This window comes from Streptomyces sp. NPDC031426 (assembly GCF_055581585.1).
Genome location: NZ_JBVIJE010000002.1, coordinates 267,802 through 281,349 on the forward strand (window position 1 = coordinate 267,802; position 13,548 = coordinate 281,349).

Genomic DNA, 13,548 nt, shown 5'->3' on the forward strand with positions numbered 1-13,548 from the left:
CTTGCTTCCCCGGACCGCCCTACGGCATCAGCCTCTCGATGGCTGTCGGGCCCTCCTTCTCCATCTTGCGGCGTGCCCAGTCGAGGTTCTTCGGTGTGACGTCCCTGCCCGCCGCCATCACCAGATCCTCCGGGGTGACATCCCTGGAGGGTGCGGAGTGGAGCAGGGCGTCCGGGGTGCAGTGGTCGTCGGACGACCGGGACTCGTCGGGTGTGATCGTCGACATGATGTCTCCTCCTCGGTCCGGATGACCGCATCCGTGCCGGTGCCGCCGAACGGGGCACTCTCTCACCATTCCCCGCAGCGCCTTCCCACGCCACCCGAGAGCACTCGCACCTAAGCTGGAAAACATCTCGCACCGCTCACCGGGAGGCCGCAGATGGCCGAGACCCCGTTTCCCGAGGACGTCCGATCCCACCCCCGCTATCTGCCGATCGCCGAGCACGGACTCATCGGCGACCTGCGCAGTGTGGCCCTGGTCGGCACGAACGGCACGATCGACTGGTACTGCTGTCCGTCCTTCGACTCACCGAGCGTCTTCGCGGCCGTCCTCGACGCCGAGCGCGGCGGCTGCTTCGAGCTGGCCGCCGCCGTACCCGCGCGTGCCAAGCAGTTCTATTTCCCCGACACCAACGTACTGATCACCCGGTTCTTCACCGAGGACGGCGTCGGCGAGGTGCAGGACTTCATGCCGGTCACCTCCGACGGCACGGCCGGCACGGGCGAGGCGGGCCGGCACCGGCTGATCCGGCGCGTGGTCTGCGTCCGCGGCACCGTACCCTTCCGGGTGCTGGTCGCCCCGCGGTTCGACTACGGCGCGGCCCCGCACACCCTGCGCACCATGGGCGGCACCCTCGTCTTCGAGTCCGCCGAGCGGTCCCTGGCGCTGATCTCCACCGTCGACCTGGAGCACGACGAGCGGGACGCGCGCGGCGACTTCAAGCTGGGCGAAGGCGAGTCGGCGGTGTTCGCCCTCGACCAGGTGGGCGACGCGGTGGCCCCCCGAGGCTGCGCCCACGCCGAGGCCGAGCACCAGTTCAACGCCACGGTCGCCTACTGGCGGCACTGGCTGCGCCAGTCCCGCTACCGGGGCCGCTGGCGCGAGATGGTGCACCGCTCCGCACTGACCCTGAAGCTGCTCACCTACGGGCCCACCGGCGCCATCGTCGCCGCCCCCACCACCAGCCTGCCCGAGCAGCTCGGCGGCGAGCGGAACTGGGACTACCGGTATGTGTGGGTACGGGACGCCGCCTTCGCCGTGTACGCGCTGCTGCGGCTCGGTTTCGCCGGGGAGGCCGAGGCCTTCATGCGCTTCCTGACCACGCACGTCAGCCCCTGCGACACCGACAGCTCCGCGCCGCCGCTGCAGATCATGTACGGCATCGACGGCCGCCCCGACCTGCCCGAGCGCGAGCTGCCGCACCTGGAGGGCCATCTGGGCTCCGCCCCGGTCCGGGTCGGCAACGCCGCCGCGGACCAGCTCCAGCTGGACATATACGGGGCCCTGATCGACTCCATCTACCTCTACGACAAATGGGCCCAGCCGATCTCCAGCTGCCAGTGGGACGACGTGTGCAGGCTGGTCGACTGGGTGTGCACGCACTGGGACCAGCCCGACGAGGGCGTGTGGGAGACCCGCGGCGGCCGCAAGAACTTCACGTACTCGCGGCTGATGTGCTGGGTGGCCATCGAGCGGGCCATCCGCCTCGCCAACCACCGCGGCCTGCCCGCCGAGCTGCCCCGCTGGCGGCAGGCCCGCGACACGATCTACCGGCGGATCATGGACCGCGGCTGGTCCGAGCGCCGGTGCGCCTTCGTGCAGCACGAGGGCGGCGACGTGCTGGACGCCTCGCTGCTGATGATGCCGCTCGCCAAGTTCATCGCGCCCACCGACCCCAAGTGGCTGTCCACCCTGGACGCCCTCACCGAGGACCTGGTCTCCGACTCCCTCGTCTACCGCTACGACCCGCAGGCCAGCCCCGACGGACTGCGCGGCGACGAGGGCACCTTCTCCATCTGCTCCTTCTGGTACGTGGAGGCGCTGGTGCGGGCCGGCCGGCTCGACGAGGCCCGGCTGGCCTTCGAGAAGATGCTCACCTACGCCAACCACCTCGGGCTGTACGCGGAGGAGATCGGCCGTACCGGCGAGCAACAGGGGAACTTCCCGCAGGCGTTCACCCACCTGTCCCTGATCAGCGCCGCCTTCAACCTCGACCGCGCCCTCGGCTGACCATCGGGGCGGTGTGTGCGCAGGTCGTACGGGTACCCGGGAGTCTCCGAAAGGAGACCGACGCAGGGTCGACAGAAGGAGGAGACCTCGTATGACCAGCTCCAGTGAGACAGGTGGCGTCACCGGTACCCGCGACAAGAACTACGACCTCATCTGGTACGTCGAGGCGTGTCTGGACAACGCCCTGCGCCTGGAGACGTACATCCAGGACGCCGAACGCGACAACGACCGCGAGCTCATGGACCTGTTCCACAAGGCTCAGGCCGACAGCCGCAAGGGCGCCGAGATGGGCAAGGAACTGCTGCGCGAGCGGCTGAGCGGCTGACCGCCTCCTCCGCTCAGGCGAAGCGGGAACTCGGGACGGGCCCGGCGGAGTCGACGCGCGCCCGGTCGCCGCGCAGCCAGGTGCCCCTGACGGCGCCGGCGAACGCGGCGAACGGCGCGTCGTCGTCCGCCGGGCCCTCGCCGTCCCCCGGATCGGCGGCGGGGTCGGCGGCCGCCACCTCGGCGGCGATCTCCGCCTCCGGGCGGTCGTCCGCGGGGCCCCGCTCGACGCCGCCGTCCGCGCCCGCGCGCAGGTGCTCACCCCAGGGCGGTACCACCGACTGGTGCAGCAGCCCCACGCTGTCCGGGGTGATCGCGGGCGGGTCCGTCCAGCAGCTCGCGTGCGCGTGCAGCACCTGACCGGGCACGCGCTCGAAGAGCTGCCCGACGATCTCCGGGCCGCCGTCGTGCGCCGCCAGTCCGTCGAGGTCGTAGGCGACGACCACCGTGTCCGTCCGGCCGGGCGCGAACGGCTCGGCCGGCAGGTCCAGCACCTCCGCCGCGGCGAGACCGAGGATCCGCGAGTCCCGGTCGGGCAGCAGCGACACCGACCGCGGCCGCATCTCGGTGGCCTCCAGCAGCGTGCGCAGCCGCAGCAGACCGCGCAGACAGCCGTCGGGGGTGTCCTGCAGCCAGGCGTAGCGGCCGTGCATGCCCGCGTCGAAGCCGTACGGCGACAGGGTGCCGAGGACCGTGCCGGCGATCACGTACTGCCAGCCGCGCAGATCGGTCAGATCGAGCGAGGACACCCGCTCGGCGTCGGCCGCGCGCTCCAGCACCCGGGTCTGCCGGTCCCGCGCCGGCTGCCACTGCGTGTCCTCGGGGTCGGCCAGCAGTGCGTGCTGGCGCCGGGCCAGCTCCAGATCGCCCGCCAGCACGGCGTTGAACACCAGCAGATAGCGGTCCGGCCAGTCCTGGAACGTCCCTTCGTGCCGGGCGAGTTCGGTGACCGCCTCGCGGTGCCGGCCCTCGTCCTCGAACGCCGACACCAGCTCCCGCAGCACGACGAGCGAACCGTCGCTGCGGCGCAGCGCCTCGCGGAGCGGCGGGATCGCCAGGTGGGACACGCCGCGTTCGACGCAGGCGTAGCCGAAGTCGAAGAGCGCCCTGGGGCGTTCGGGGTCGGCGGCGAGAGCCGCGGCGGCCTCCGCGAGGTCGTCGAAGCCCGCCGCTGCCGCGGCCCGCCGCACCACCAGGGCCACCTCCACGAGCGGCTGCTCCTCGCCGGCCGCCCGCAACTGCCGCAGCGCACCGGGCACATCCCCCGAGTCCAGGGACTCCCAGGCCTTGAGGAGATCGGGGGACTTCGGGCGGCGATTCCTGCGTGAGAACATGCCGGAGATCATCACTCGTTCGCTGACGTGTCCTCAACACAATTCCCGGACACCGTTCCGCCGAGGTCTACGGCAGCGGCTGCTCGGCCCAGATGATCTTGCCGTCGGAGGTGTAGCGGGTGCCCCAGCGGTCGGCGAGCTGCGCGACCAGGAACAGGCCCCGGCCGCCCTCGTCGGTGGTCGCCGCGTACCGAAGATGCGGGGAGGTCGTGCTGCGGTCGGACACCTCGCAGATCAGCGTGCGGTCGCGCAGCAGCCGTACCCCGATCGGGCCGCGCCCGTAGCGGATGGCGTTGGTGACCAGCTCGCTCAGGATCAGCTCGGTGGTGAAGTCCAGCTCCACCAGGTCCCAGTCGGCGAGCTTCCTGGTCACCGCGGCCCGCACCTCGGACACCGCCGCCGGATCGGACGGCACCTGCCACTCGGCGACCCGGTCGGCGCCCAGCACCCGGGTCCGGGCGACGATCAGCGCGACGTCGTCGCTCGGCCGGGCCGGCAGCCGGTCCAGCACGGCGCGGCAGGTCTCCTCCGGCGAGGCGCCCGGCGTGTCGCGCAGGGCGCCGCTCAGCAGTTCGAGACCCACGTCGATGTCCCGCTCGCGGTCCTCCACCAGCCCGTCCGTGTACAGCACCAGCCGGCTGCCCTCCGCCAGCTCCAGCTCGGCCGTCTCGAACGGCAGCCCGCCCAGACCCAGCGGCGGCCCGGCCGGCACCTCCGGGAACTCCACCCGGCCGTCGGGGTGCACCAGCGCGGGCGGCGGATGGCCGGCCCGGGCAAGGCTGCAATGCCGTGCGACCGGGTCGTACACCGCGTACAGGCAGGTCGCTCCGGCGATCGCCGCGGAACCGTCCGTGGCGGTCTCGTCCTGGTCGATCCGGCCCACCAGCTCGTCCAGCAGACCGAGGAGTTCGTCGGGCGGCAGATCCAGCGCGGAGAAGTTGTGCACCGCCGTGCGCAGCCGGCCCATGGTGGCCGCCGCGTGCAGCCCGTGCCCCACCACGTCCCCCACCACGAGCGCCACCCGGGCACCGGACAGAGGCAGCACGTCGAACCAGTCGCCGCCCACCCCGGACTGCGCCGGCAGATAGCGGTAGGCGATATCCAGCGTGTCCTGCTCCGGCAGCGAGCGCGGCAGCAGACTGCGCTGCAGCGTGACCGCCATGCTGTGCTCGCGGGTGTACCGGCGGGCGTTGTCGATGGACACCGCCGCCCGCGCGACCAGCTCCTCGGCGAGCGCCAGGTCCTCGGAGTCGAACGGCTGCGGCTTCTCCGCACGCCAGAAGTTCGCCACGCCCAGCACCAGGTTGCCCGCCCGGAGCGGCACCGTGATCAGCGAGTGGATGCCGTACGCCAGGACCCGGCCGGTGTGCTCCGGGTTCTGCGCGCGCCAGCCGGGCGCCTCGCGCAGCACGGGTTCCAGGACCGACTGCCCGGTGGTCAGGCTGCGCGCCTGCGGCGAGGTGGCCACGAACCGGATCCGCTCGCCGACGGGATACAGCGGGGAGTCCTCGCGGATGCCGGCACAGGCGGCGCGGCGCAGTGCGGTGCCCGGCTTGGGCTCCTCGCCGTGCAGCACCGCGTCGAACAGGTCCACGGTCGCGAAGTCCGCGAACCGCGGCACCGCCAGCTCGGCCAGTTCCTCGGCGGTACGGGTCACGTCCAGGCTGGTGCCGATGCCCACCCCGGCGTCGTACAGCATGTTCAGCCGCTCGCGCGCCACCTCCGCCCGGCCGGACAGGGCGCGCAGCTCGGTGGAGTCGCGCACCGTGGTGACACTGCCCGCCGGGCCGCCGCGGACATCGGTGGGGCGCTGGTTGATGGCCAGCAGCCGGTCCTTGACCAGGTGCACCTCGTCCGTGGCCACCCGGCCCGAGGCCAGCAGCGCCGCCGTCTCGTCGTCCAGGCCCAGCTCCAGCACGCTGCGCCGCTCGGCGTCCTCGGGCAGGTCCAGCAGCCGGTGCGCCTCGTCGTTGGCGAGCAGCAGCCGGCCTTCGTCGCCGACGATCAGCACACCCTCCCGGACCGCGTGCAGCACCGCGTCGTGGTGCTCGTACATCCGGGTCATCTCGTACGGCCCGAGGCCGTGCGTCTGGCGCAGCAGGCGTCTGCTGACCAGGGCCGTGCCCGCGGTGGCCAGCGCGAGCGCCGCCGCTGCCGCCGAGAGCAGCAGGGGCAGCTGCTGTTTGGCGGCCCCGCCCACATGCGCGGTGGTGATGCCCGCCGACACCAGGCCCACCACCTTGCCGGCCGCGTCCTTCACGGGCACCACGACCTGCACCAGCGGGCCCATGGTGCCGGTGACGTGTTCCACGACCGTGCCGCCGGCCTGCGCGGGGCCGATGGTGCCGACGAACTTCCTTCCGATGCGGTCGGGGTTGGGGTGCGTGTAGCGGATGCCGTCGGTGGTCATCACGACGACGAAGTCCACGCCGGTCGCCTTGCGCGTGGCCTCGGCCTTGGGCTGGAGGATGGCCGTCGGGTCCGGGGAGCGCAGCGCGGCCGCCGTGCCCGGCGCGTTCGCGAACGACTGGGCGACGGCGAGCGAGCGGTTCTGGGCAGCCATGTCGCTGTCGCGCCGCACCTGGAGCACCTGTGCCACCACGGCCGCGACGATCAGCAGCAGCACGATCACCACCTGGAGCACGAACACCTGCCCGGCGACGCTGCGCCTCGTCACCACCGACCGCAGCGCCCCGGGACCGCCGCCGTTCCTGCCCGAGCCCCGCGGCCCCGGGCTCCCCGATGCGCGCGGGGGCCCGGAAGGACGGGGCGGCCGGGTCGCACTTCGGCCGGGCAGTCGCACCATGTGCCCATGTCTACACTGCCCGGCCCGCTCCGGCGAGACCATCACCCGAGGTGGCTACGGCCGTTCGGAGCCGCGCGGTCCGCTCACCGGAGGCGTACGGGGCCCGAACGGCGGGCGGCGAGCAGCAGCGCGACGTCGTCGGGCCGGTCGGTGGCGTGCCGGGCGGCGGCCGTGAGCCGGTCGGCGACCCCGGCCAGCGACCGCCCGCCCCGGCGCCCGGCGGCGGCCCCGGTCCTGGCGAGCGCCAGCCGCAGCGCCTCGATGCCGTCGTCGATGTCCGCGCCCGGCCGCTCCACCAGCCCGTCCGTGTACAGCGCGAGGATCGCGTCCGGCTCCAGCAGCAGTTCGGCCACCGGGTACCGGGCCTGCGGGTCCACCCCGAGGACGACATCGCCGGGGACGTCCAGCAGCCGGGTCCGCCCGTCGGGGGACCGCAGCAGCGGCGGCGGATGCCCCGCCCGGGCGATCCGGGCACGGCCGGTGGCGGGGTCCAGCCGCAGATAGCAGCAACTGGCGAACTGACCGGGATCGAGGTCGATCAGCAGGTGGTTGGTACCGCTGAGCACTTCGTCGGGCGGCCGGTCGCCCAGCGCGAACGCCCGTACGGCACTGCGCAACTGCCCCATGGTGGCCGCCGCCTGCACCCCGTGCCCCTGCACATCACCGATCACCAGCGCGAGCCCGTCACCCGCCTCGACCACGTCGTACCAGTCACCGCCCACGTCCATGCCCTGCGTGCCCGGCAGATACCGGCCCGCGGTCTCCACCTGCGGATGCGCCGAAAGCCGGCGGGGCAGCAGCGCCTGTTGCAGGCCGCGGGCGAGGGCCGCCTCGCTGTCGTAGCGCTGGGCCCGTTCCATGGCGTGCGCGATCAGCCCGGCGAGCGCGGTGAGGACCGTGCGCTCCTCGGCGCTGAAGCCGCGCGAGCAGTCGAAGCCGAGAATGCACGAGCCGACCGGCCGGCCGGAGGCGATCAGCGGCAGGAAGGCCCGGGCGCCCTCGTCCGCGTCCAGCGGGATGCCCGGGTAGGCGGCCGCCATCTGCTGCATCGACTCGAAGAACAGGGGCCGGCCCGTGGTCAGGCACTCCACGCCCGGCAGCCGCGCGTCGAGGCCGATCCCCTCGAAAGGATCGAGGAACCCCTGCGGGAAGCCCGTCTCCCAGGCGAGATAGAAATGCCGTTCCTGGAGCAGGTAGATGGCGAGGCACCCGCCGCCGAACGCGGGCAGCAGCTCCCGCACCACCACCGCCGACACCTGCCGGGCGGTCACCGCGTCCGTCAGCGCGATGGCCAGGGCGATCGGCCGGTACAGCGGCGCCAGCGAGCCGCCGACCGTCACCGTGTCCTCCAGGACGTGCTCCTCGTCGGCCGGGCCGACCGGTGGGTCCATCCGGCTGGCCGGGACGAGCGTGCAGCTCAGCAGGTCCTCGCTGCAGTGCACCGACACGGCGAGCCAGTCGTCCGCACCGGGCTCGCCGCGTTCCCCGGCCGGCCGGCGCACATGGAAGTGCACCGGGCCCGGGGACAGCAGCGCGCCGCGCAGATGGTCGTCGTACGGCGCACCGCCCAGCCACGGCATCGCCTCCCACAGCGAGCGCCCGAGCAGCCACTCCCGGTCCCGGCCGGCGAGCCGGGCCGCGGCCTCGTTGACGTACACGATCAGCCCCAGCCGGTCCAGGCAGAACACGCCCTGCGGCAGCAGGTCGGCCGCGCCGTCCGCGGACTCGGCGCGCCCCGGGACCACCACCACCCCGTCGACCTGCTCGCCGGCCCCGCCCTCGGTGGCCGGCCACAGGTCCAGCAGCCGCGGCGTGCCGTCCTGCGCCCGCAGGCACAGCGGCGCGGCGGGCGGCTTCCCGGCCGCGGTGTCGCGCAGCGCGGCCAGGACCAGGTGTGCGTCGTGCGGGGCCAGCGCGTGCGCGAGCGCCGTGTCCGTCCCCTCGAAGTCGCCGGGGGACAGCCCGAGAAGGGCGTGCAGCCGGTCGTCCGCGCGCACCGCCGAGGTCACGGGATCCCAGCCGAACCGCGCCACGACGGCCTGCGCCGGCCGGCTCGCGGGCGGCCGGACGCACAGCGGCTCACGGTCCCAGACCACCGCGCCCGGGTCGCCGTCGGCGAGCCCGAGCAACTCGGCGCCCAGGCCTTCGGCGAGCCTGTCGAGCAGCTCCCGGTCCAGCAACTCGTCCGCGGTGTCCGTCACCGCCGGGCGCAGCACCATGAGCACCCCGAGCGGCTCGCTCCCGCCCGGCACCGGCACATGCACCGATCCGAACGGGAAGGGCAGGCCCGCCGCGAACTGCGGGTACCGGCGCACCGTCTCGGCGGCGTTCGCCAGCACCACGGGCACGCCGAGGCGGTAGGCGTCGGCGACGGGGAAGGGGCGCTGCACGTGCAGTCGCCACCAGGGCCGGAACAGCGGTCCGGGCAGCCCCGCGAGGGCCGCGAGGCGCAGCAGGCCCGGGGTGCCGGAGCGCAGATACACGGCCGCCACCCGGCCGCCGGCCGCACCGAGCGCACCGGTCGAGGTGTCGGCCAGCAGCGCGGCCAGCCGGGCCCGCGTACGGACCGCCTGCTCGCCACCGCTCCCAGTCATCGCCCCTGCCTCGTCCCGTGCGCCTTCGGGTGGATGACACAGCAAGAATGCGCCTGGAGGACCGTGCGACGCACCTGGTACGAGCGGGAAACAGGGAGAGAGCCGAGGAAAGGGGCCGGGACGGTCGGGGCGTGCCGCCGTGGGGCCACCGACCGGGCCCGGCGCAGCTGTCAGCCGGCCGGTCGTGCCGGTCCCGCAAGGTCCGGCTCGGGGTTCCCGGTGTCCGCCGGACGCAGCACCAGATGACCGTCCAGCCGGGCGGCCGCCATCGCGAAGGGGAAGGTGTCCGCCTCCAGGCACATCGCCGCGTCCTCGGGATGGACGCCGGTCCAGCCCCGCCGGACCCCGTCGGCGAGCCGGGCGGCGGCGTCGGAGCGCCGGGCCCGTTCGAGGTAGGGGGCGGGGTCCGCGTCGGCCGCCGGGACGCGGTCCGCGATGTACTCGGCGTACTCGGCGCAGGCGAGATCCCCCTCGGCCCGGCCGCCGTCACCCGTGACGACGAAGGTCACCGTCTGCGGCCGGACCCGGCGCGGCACCTCGGCGGTCGCACCGGCCACCACGAAGCTCGCGCACAGCAGCAGCCCGGCGTCCGCCACGGCGAGCACCCCGGCCGTCCCGGCGGTGGTCTTCCGCACGACCGTACGGCCCCGGACGTCCAGCGAACGCAGCCGCGCGGGCGAGTTGGCCAGGTCGAACCCCGGCACCGGCTCACCGTCCTGGAAGGCGAGCCGGCCAGGGTGACGGGACTTCAGCTCCAGGGCCTCCTGCTGCGCAGCGGCGAAGACGATCCGCTCACCACCGCGGCGGAACGCCCCGGCGGCCACGGTGAACGCCCGTATGACATCGACGCCACGGCCACGTCCGGGGCCTTCGGCGTACCGGGTATACCAGTGAAATCGGTCTGCATCACTCCATGATCAGGCCGGGGGCGGCCGTTCAGTACTCGGCCGGACCGGGCGGCAGCGGCCGGGCGGCGCGCAGGCTGCGCAGGGCGAGCAGCAGGACGGCGATGTCGTCCAGGTAGACGGGGTCGGGCAGCAGGTCGGTGGGGAGCAGCAGATAGGCGATCGCGCCCCAGAACACCCAGCGCGGGCCCGTCGGCAGCCCGGCCCGCCGCAGCGCGCGCCGGGCGCGCACCAGCCGTACCAGCAGGCCGAGGGCGACCGCGAGCAGCAGTGCCGCGACGACGGCGCCGATCACCAGCAGGGTGGTGGTGGAATCCATGCGGTCTCCCTCCCGGGTTCCGACCGGACGGCTACGACGACCGGTCCGTGCCGTCGGCCGGCTCCGTGCTGCCGCTCTCCGCCGCGGGCGGCGACTGCAGCCGGCTCTTCGCCGTGAACCTCAGCCGCTCGAACGTCCGGGTCAGCTGCTGCAGCGCACCGGGCGTCCGGGACGCGGACTGCTGGTGCGGAAGGGCGGGCGCGGGGACGTCACGGTAGGCGGCGAGGGCCTCCAGGGCCTGCTCGGCGGCCTCCTTGTACAGGTCACGGGACTTGGTCATCGCCTCCAGCGCCTCGGCGTACCGGGCGACCTGCCGCCGTTCACGCTCCAGCTCCTCCTGCAGGGTCATCAGGGCCCAGTTGTCCCGCAGGTCGGTCAGCGCCTCCTCGACCGCCCGCGGCAGCGGCCGCGGCAGGGCGGCGAAGTGCCGCAGGGCCGCGAGGAGTTCGGCGGGCTCGGAACCGTCCAGGAAGACGCTGCGGACGGTGTGCTCCCGGCTGTCGTAGCCCTCCGGAGCCGGATCCGGGGGCAGCAGCACCGCGCCGCCGCGCGGCACCTCGACGCCGAGGTCCTTCAGCGCCCAGTTGACGGCACGGAACTGGTGCGGCGCGGCCCGGTGCTCCACCACCCGGTGCCTGAGCCCCGGCGGCAGCAGCCGGGTCAGCGGCAGCCTGCCCTGCTCGTCCGGGGTCATCGCCTCGTGCACGACGACGTTGAGGCACCAGGCCTCGCGCGCCGCGTCCCGCAGCCTGCGCCGCATCTCCTTGTCGTCCGCGGGCAGCGCGTTGACCTGCCGCAGGCGCACTCCGGTCACCGTGGCGTGGTGGTCCCAGGAGCCGTCCTCGCCCGCCGCGCCCTCCGGCCAGAACAGCGTCGCCGGCGAGGGCCATGTCTCGTCCCACGGGCGCTCCGCCTCCGCCACGAGCCGCCACTCCTGCCCCGGCCGCCGCTCCTCCTGCGTCACGAGGGTGAGCCGGGCCCGCACGGTCACCGTGCCGGCGACCCGCCAGCGCGCCTCGAACACGCGCCGGGCCGCGTCCTCGGACACGAGGGGCTCGGCGAAGTCGTCGAGGTCGCCGCTCTCCTTGCGCCGGCGCAGGGTGCGGCGGACGACCTCCTCGGGAACGGGACCGGTGTGGCGGCCACGGGCCGCCCAGAGGGTCGGCGGGACGGCGGCGCGGTCGGCGGTGGAGTTCGACATGAGCCAATCTGCTGATGAGGGCGGGTGCGCCTCCCAGTATCACCGCTCGGCGGCGCGCCACGTCGTCCGGGGCCCCGGGGCGGCGCGTCGCGGCGGACGGGCCCCCGCACACGGGACGCGCACCCCGCACCCGGGGCGCGCGGGACACGCGTCGGGCGGCCGTCGTTCACACGTGGTCGCGCCCTCGTACGGCTCCCACAATGGTCCGGCGAACGGGGTCCGCCCGCCATCCGCCCAGGGGCGGACCCCGTTCTCGCAGCGATCACCCGCGCTCCTCGATATATATCGGCAGTCGATATATCCTGGCCGCATGACAGCGAAGAGCATGACCCGGGCGGCGTTCTTCGTCCTCACGGCGCTCGCGGACCAGCCCCGCCACGGCTACGGAATCCTGCGCGAGGTGGCGGAACTCTCCGCCGGAGAGCTGCAGTTGCGGGTCGGCACGCTCTACGGAGTGCTGGACCGGCTGACCGCGGACGGCCTGATCGCGCTGGACCGGGAAGAGGTCAGACAGGGCCGGCTGCGGCGCTACTACCGGCTCACCGACGACGGAGTGGCCGCCCTGGACGCGGAGGCCGAGCGGATGGCCGCAGGCGCCGGGGCGGCCAAGCGGCGCATCGCCGAGGGCCGCCGCGCTGGCGCCCCCGCCCGCCCCGCCTCGGGCCCGGCAGGGCTCGAACCCCCCACCGCACCCGGACTCGCGGGAGGCTACGCATGACCACGCTGCTGGAGGCCCGCTACCGCACCGTCCTGCGTCTGCTCCCCGCCTACTACCGGCGGGAACGGGAGGAGGAGATGGTCGAGACGTATCTGGCGGACCTCGACCGCGACACCCAGGACCAGAGCCGGCCCACGCTCGGCGAGGTGGCGAGCATCGCCGCCCTGGCGGTGCGCAGCCGCCTCGGCGCCGCCGGGGCACCCCGGCGCTACGTCCTGCTCGGATCGGGCGCACGGCTCTTCGCGCTGGCCGCCGTCCTGCTCCTGGCGGCCTCCGCGGTCGTCGCCCCGATCCTGCGGCTGACCTGGTCGTTCACCCGGGGCGGCGGGGAACGGCGGCTGTTCCTCGCGGACTTCACCGATCACGGCCCCCTCGCCGCGACCCTCGCCGTCGCCCAGTGGATCCTGCCGCTCGGCTGGACGGTCGCCTACTTCGCCCTCCTGTACGACCGTCGTCGCCTCGCGCGGATCGGCGCCCTGGTGGCCGCGGTGCCCAGCCTGTGGCCGCTGGTCCGCTCGCTGACGGGGGCGACGGTCATCACGGAGCCCGCGTTCGTCGTGACGCTGGCGCTGCTCGCCTGGCTGCCCGCCCTGGCGCTGTGCGCCGCCCACCACCGCGACGCACCCCCGGCCCGGCTGCCCGTCGGCACCCCCGGTCTGGTCTTCATGGCGGCGTGCGTGGTGACGGGCGCGTCCACGGTGCTCATGCCCGTCGCCGACGACCTGGTGTGGGGGCCCGCCAACTGCTTCGTCGTCGCCGCCCTCGGCCGGCTGCTGTGGAGCGCGCGCCGCGCGGTGAGCGTCGCGCCCGGCGGTGCCCTCGCGCTCGCCGCGCTCGGCCTGCTCCTGCTGGCCGCGCGTGTCGCCGCCGTCTACCCCTGGCTCAGGCTGCCCGGGACCGCCGCGTACACCGGCGGCGGCCTCGCCCAGACGGCCGCGCTCGCCCTGCTGACCGTGCTCCTGACGGTGGCGGGCCGCCGCGAACTCGCGGCACGCTGAGCCGCACGGGGCGTCGGCGGCCTGCCACGGGGTGCCGCCCAGCGGTGGCACGGACTGCAACGGGCCCGGGCCGCCGGGGTTTTCGCCACCGGCAGGCACAGGCGGAACCCGAGGTCGTG

The 13,548-nt window shown here is 74.3% G+C and carries 10 protein-coding genes and 1 pseudogene; 4 read left to right on the plus strand and 7 right to left on the minus strand.

Annotated features, from left to right (window positions below; all coding sequences use genetic code 11):
• Positions 1-19: 19 nt before the first annotated feature.
• Positions 20-226: a hypothetical protein gene (locus tag ACZ5NH_RS04240; protein ID WP_388625588.1), complete on the minus strand. Its 207-nt coding sequence runs from the start codon at positions 224-226 to the stop codon at positions 20-22.
• 153 nt (positions 227-379) lie between these two features.
• On the opposite strand from ACZ5NH_RS04240, the gene ACZ5NH_RS04245 reads away from it, so the two are divergent.
• Together ACZ5NH_RS04245 and ACZ5NH_RS04250 are read left to right on the plus strand one after the other, a co-directional pair.
• On the plus strand, positions 380-2,230 hold the full coding sequence (locus tag ACZ5NH_RS04245) for a glycoside hydrolase family 15 protein (RefSeq protein ID WP_468772893.1): 1,851 nt from the start codon (positions 380-382) through the stop codon (positions 2,228-2,230).
• A gap of 91 nt (positions 2,231-2,321) precedes the next feature.
• Positions 2,322-2,555 carry a hypothetical protein gene (locus ACZ5NH_RS04250; protein ID WP_388625593.1) on the plus strand — a complete coding sequence of 78 codons (234 nt, stop codon included), beginning with the start codon at positions 2,322-2,324 and terminating at the stop codon, positions 2,553-2,555.
• Between the two features lie 13 nt (positions 2,556-2,568).
• On the opposite strand, the gene ACZ5NH_RS04255 is transcribed toward ACZ5NH_RS04250, so the two are convergent.
• From ACZ5NH_RS04255 to ACZ5NH_RS04280, 6 genes and pseudogenes are all read right to left on the minus strand, one after another.
• Complete coding sequence (locus ACZ5NH_RS04255) at positions 2,569-3,888, minus strand: hypothetical protein (protein WP_468772894.1); 1,320 nt, start codon at positions 3,886-3,888, stop codon at positions 2,569-2,571.
• Positions 3,889-3,955: 67 nt separating this feature from the next.
• A complete protein-coding gene (locus tag ACZ5NH_RS04260) occupies positions 3,956-6,694 on the minus strand; it encodes a SpoIIE family protein phosphatase (RefSeq protein WP_468772895.1) in 2,739 nt (912 codons plus the stop codon).
• 83 nt (positions 6,695-6,777) lie between these two features.
• Positions 6,778-9,288: a SpoIIE family protein phosphatase gene (locus tag ACZ5NH_RS04265; protein ID WP_468772896.1), complete on the minus strand. Its 2,511-nt coding sequence runs from the start codon at positions 9,286-9,288 to the stop codon at positions 6,778-6,780.
• A gap of 170 nt (positions 9,289-9,458) precedes the next feature.
• Positions 9,459-10,195 (minus strand): annotated as a pseudogene (locus ACZ5NH_RS04270) (2-phosphosulfolactate phosphatase).
• 29 nt (positions 10,196-10,224) lie between these two features.
• Positions 10,225-10,512, minus strand: a complete 288-nt coding sequence (locus tag ACZ5NH_RS04275) for a DUF1232 domain-containing protein (RefSeq protein WP_468772897.1) — start codon at positions 10,510-10,512, stop codon at positions 10,225-10,227.
• 31 nt (positions 10,513-10,543) lie between these two features.
• Complete coding sequence (locus ACZ5NH_RS04280; RefSeq protein WP_468772898.1) at positions 10,544-11,713, minus strand: hypothetical protein; 1,170 nt, start codon at positions 11,711-11,713, stop codon at positions 10,544-10,546.
• A 325-nt stretch (positions 11,714-12,038) separates the two neighbouring features.
• Here ACZ5NH_RS04280 and ACZ5NH_RS04285 point away from each other — a divergent pair, with 325 nt between their 5' ends.
• Together ACZ5NH_RS04285 and ACZ5NH_RS04290 are read left to right on the plus strand one after the other, a co-directional pair.
• Positions 12,039-12,431 carry a PadR family transcriptional regulator gene (locus ACZ5NH_RS04285; protein ID WP_468773085.1) on the plus strand — a complete coding sequence of 131 codons (393 nt, stop codon included), beginning with the start codon at positions 12,039-12,041 and terminating at the stop codon, positions 12,429-12,431.
• Positions 12,428-13,429 (plus strand): hypothetical protein, encoded by a 1,002-nt coding sequence (locus ACZ5NH_RS04290; protein WP_468772899.1) that lies wholly within the window; start codon positions 12,428-12,430, stop codon positions 13,427-13,429. Before ACZ5NH_RS04285 ends, ACZ5NH_RS04290 begins: the two co-directional genes overlap by 4 nt.
• Positions 13,430-13,548: the final 119 nt, after the last annotated feature.

Coding starts and splice junctions, on each gene's coding strand:
- ACZ5NH_RS04255 (WP_468772894.1), bottom strand. CDS start 3,888: ATGTTCTCACGCAGGAATCGCCGCCCGAAGTCCCCCGATCTCCTCAAG.
- ACZ5NH_RS04245 (WP_468772893.1), top strand. CDS start 380: ATGGCCGAGACCCCGTTTCCCGAGGACGTCCGATCCCACCCCCGCTAT.
- ACZ5NH_RS04275 (WP_468772897.1), bottom strand. CDS start 10,512: ATGGATTCCACCACCACCCTGCTGGTGATCGGCGCCGTCGTCGCGGCA.
- ACZ5NH_RS04265 (WP_468772896.1), bottom strand. CDS start 9,288: ATGACTGGGAGCGGTGGCGAGCAGGCGGTCCGTACGCGGGCCCGGCTG.
- ACZ5NH_RS04250 (WP_388625593.1), top strand. CDS start 2,322: ATGACCAGCTCCAGTGAGACAGGTGGCGTCACCGGTACCCGCGACAAG.
- ACZ5NH_RS04260 (WP_468772895.1), bottom strand. CDS start 6,694: ATGGTGCGACTGCCCGGCCGAAGTGCGACCCGGCCGCCCCGTCCTTCC.
- ACZ5NH_RS04290 (WP_468772899.1), top strand. CDS start 12,428: ATGACCACGCTGCTGGAGGCCCGCTACCGCACCGTCCTGCGTCTGCTC.
- ACZ5NH_RS04285 (WP_468773085.1), top strand. CDS start 12,039: ATGACCCGGGCGGCGTTCTTCGTCCTCACGGCGCTCGCGGACCAGCCC.
- ACZ5NH_RS04280 (WP_468772898.1), bottom strand. CDS start 11,713: ATGTCGAACTCCACCGCCGACCGCGCCGCCGTCCCGCCGACCCTCTGG.
- ACZ5NH_RS04240 (WP_388625588.1), bottom strand. CDS start 226: ATGTCGACGATCACACCCGACGAGTCCCGGTCGTCCGACGACCACTGC.